This window comes from Collinsella sp. D33t1_170424_A12 (assembly GCF_015554865.1).
GTDB lineage: Bacteria > Actinomycetota > Coriobacteriia > Coriobacteriales > Coriobacteriaceae > Collinsella.
This window is the reverse complement of the sequence record NZ_JADNJJ010000030.1, coordinates 1-3,266: the sequence shown is the minus strand read 5'-3', so window position 1 is coordinate 3,266 and position 3,266 is coordinate 1. Positions and strand designations below refer to the sequence as shown.

The following is a 3,266-nucleotide window of genomic DNA, read 5'->3' as shown; positions in this document are numbered from 1 at the left end:
CGCGGCATCCAGGGCACCGCGAACGGGCGCGCCGAAGGGAGCGCCCGGGCGGGCCGCATCGGCGTTTGCAAGCGACGGGAAGCTCACCAGGTGAGCGATATCGGCAACAACGTCCTCCCACACCTCATCGACGTACGCATCGATGCGGCGCTTCAAATCTGCATTCATCCAAACCTCGCTTTCAAGCGGTTCAAAGGGAAATCCGCTCTATCTTACAATCCCAGCAGCTCGGAAAGCCCGGCAACGCTATGGCAGGTCGCAACGGCTCCGGCGTCCTCGAGCTCACCGGGATGCGCCGCGCCGGAATACAGCCCAACGCAGGGGATCTCCCACTCGGCCGCACCGATAACGTCGTGCATGCGGTCGCCCACCATGAGCGTATCGTGCGCCGAGACGCGCATCGCCATGATGGCCGCCTCGATAGACTCGGCCTTTGAATAGCGAACGCCGTGCACGCGCCCCGCAATCACCTCGAACTGGGTGAGCCCCAAGACGCGGGCCATGGCGCGCGCCGAATCCTCCATACGCGATGTAGCCACGGCAAGGCGCTTGCCCGCCGCCACCAAGCCGTCGAGCAACTCGTTCATCCCCGGCATCAGCGGAAATTCATCGGGCGTCACGGTGTCGTGGAAGATGGCGCGATACTCATCGGCGCACGCGCGCGCCTCGGCGGCATCCATGCCGCTCACCAGCGTGAAGCCCTCCTCCAGCGGCGGGCCGATCATCAAACGCAGCGAGGCGTCGTCGTGGTCGTATCCATGATTGCGAAGCACCGTTGATGCGACGCGATAGATAGCCGGTTGGGTGTTGGCAACGGTGCCATCGAAATCGAAGAGCACCACCGGATAATCGGACAACGGGCGCATGCGCTCGGGCGCGCCGTTCGAAACTGGCATCGAAACCCCTTTCACCACGCTGCGCCAACCATTGCGCGCAGCACGTTTGCCCATTCTACCCAGCACGGCACGCCCCAACCACCGACCGGGCCCGTTCCTTCAAACCGGCGCTTCCGCACAAGAAAAAGCCCCCGGGCGAACCCAGGGGCCTTGCGCGCGTAATGTGTGAGAAAAGATGCTTGAACGCTACTCAGCGTCAGCAGCCTCGGCCTCGTCGTCCTTCTTCTCGGAGGGCAGCGGGGCAACCTCGATCTCGACGCCGAGGGTCTCGGCGGCGGACTTCATGGACAGGGAGATGCGACGACGGTCGAGGTCGATCTCCATGACCTTCACCTGGACGGTGTCGCCCACGTGGGTAACCTGGCTGGGCTGGTCGACGTGCTTGTTCGCCATCTCGGAGATGTGAACGAGGCCCTCGATGCCGTCGCCCAGGTCGACGAAGGCGCCGAAGGGAACGAGCTTGGTAACGGAGCCCTCGACGATAGCGCCCACGGGGTACTTCTTAACGAGAGCACGCCACGGATCCTCGGTGGTCTGCTTGAGACCGAGGGAGATGCGCTCGCGGTTGAGGTCGACATCCAGAACCTCGACCTCGACCTCCTGGCCGACCTTGACGACCTCGGAGGGGTGGTTGACGTGGTTCCAGGAGAGCTCGGAGATGTGGATGAGGCCGTCGATGCCGCCCAGATCCACGAAGGCGCCGAAGTCCACGATGGAGGAAACGGTGCCCTTGAGACGCATGCCGCTCTTGAGCTTGGAGAGGATCTCGGAGCGCTCGGCCTTGCGGGACTCCTCGAGCACGACGCGACGGGACAGAACGACGTTGTTGCGGTTGCGGTCCATCTCGATGACGCGGGCCTCGATGGAGGTGCCCATGTAGGAGGTGAGGTCCTTCACGCGGCGAAGGTCAACGAGGGAGGCGGGCAGGAAGCCGCGCAGGCCGATGTCGAGGATAAGACCGCCCTTGACGACCTCGATAACCTCGCCCTCGACGTTCTCGCCGGCGTTGAACTTCTCCTCGATGCGGTTCCAAGCACGCTCGTACTCGGCACGCTTCTTGGAGAGGACCAGACGACCGTCCTTGTCCTCCTTCTGGAGAACGAGGGCCTCGATGGGATCGCCGATAGCGACGATGTCTGCAGGGTTAGCGTCCTTGCGGATGGAGAGCTCGCGCACGGGGATAACGCCCTCGGACTTGAATCCGATGTCAACGAGCACCTCGTCGCGCTCGATCTTCACGACAGTGCCGCTTACGAGATCGCCCTCATCGAAATCGGTGATGCTACCGTCGATAAGGCTGTTCATCTCCTCTTCGTTTACATCGTCGAGGGAGAAGATGGACGAGTTCTGAATCTCACTCAAAGGTGGACCCCTTTCGAACTACGGGGCCCCGATTTGCTAGACCTGCAGATGAACGCCTGCATTGGGTAAACTACCCGGGCGCATTTGCTCACTGTTTGGAACATACTCGGGGGCCGACAGATACGGATGTGAAGCGTTTGCATTCACGTTCATCTAGAGTACGAGTAATCCCGACTATTTTCAAGCGTCAGACCCAAGTTTTACGCAGCTGGTCCATAAGAACACCTTGACGATCATCATGGGACGGTAAGGCCCCGCCGCCCTCCCCGGAGCCGCCCGGGCTCGTGCTATAGTTAACAGATTGACCGTTAGAGGAGGCGCTATGCTCAAGGCCGTGGTATTCGACATGGACGACACGCTGCTCAGCCTGAACCTGAGCGCTTTCATCGCCGTTCTCGCCAGGGACGAATCGTCCATGCTCGCGCAGATCGGACGCAAGAACGCGCTGTCGATGTTCGCGCTCTACGGCTCGGCCATGCTCGAGATCAACAACCCCGAGCGCACCGACCAAGACCTTTCCAACCGCGAGTTCTTCGACGATTTCATCATGCGCCGATGCGGCGTTCCCATGAACGACCCCGTGGTCCGCGACGCGTTCGAGTATTACGAGCGCGAGGTGCTCCCCAACAGGAACGACGCCATCATCCATGCGCGCCCGCGCCCCGGCGCCCGCGAAGCCGTCGACGCGGTGGCCTCGCGCGGCCTGCGCACGGCCCTGCTCACCAACCCCAGCTTCAGCGAGGACTGCATACGCTGCCGCATGGGCTGGGGCGATATGCTCGACATGCCGTTCGAGCTCGTCACCACCATGGAGAACTCCCGCCACTGCAAGCCCAGCGCCGCCTACTACCTCGAGAGCCTGGCCGCCCTCGGACTCGAACCCCACGAGGTGCTCATGGTGGGCAACGATCCCAAGCGCGACTTCCCCGCCCCCGCCTGCGGCATCCAGACCGCCTACGTGGGCAACGGCGTGCAGGAGCGCGCCACGTGGTCGGGCTCGATGGCCGA

Annotated in this window: 3 protein-coding genes; 1 reads left to right on the top strand and 2 read right to left on the bottom strand. The window is 62.8% G+C overall.

The genetic code is table 11. From position 1 onward, the window contains the following. Positions 1 to 212 precede the first annotated feature (212 nt). On the bottom strand, positions 213 to 896 hold the full coding sequence (locus I2E26_RS01550) for an HAD hydrolase-like protein (protein ID WP_195419349.1): 684 nt from the start codon (positions 894 to 896) through the stop codon (positions 213 to 215). A 186-nt stretch (positions 897 to 1,082) separates the two neighbouring features. Beyond that, positions 1,083 to 2,258 (bottom strand): 30S ribosomal protein S1, encoded by a 1,176-nt coding sequence (rpsA, locus tag I2E26_RS01545; RefSeq protein ID WP_147587964.1) that lies wholly within the window; start codon positions 2,256 to 2,258, stop codon positions 1,083 to 1,085. Positions 2,259 to 2,580: 322 nt separating this feature from the next. On the opposite strand from rpsA, the gene I2E26_RS01540 reads away from it, so the two are divergent. Then, a partial coding sequence (locus I2E26_RS01540; RefSeq protein WP_195419348.1) for an HAD family hydrolase occupies positions 2,581 to 3,266 on the top strand: 686 nt, incomplete at its 3' end.

Excerpts from the sequence above, each read along its gene's own strand:
- I2E26_RS01550 (WP_195419349.1), bottom strand. The coding sequence starts at position 896 with ATGCCAGTTTCGAACGGCGCGCCCGAGCGCATGCGCCCGTTGTCCGAT.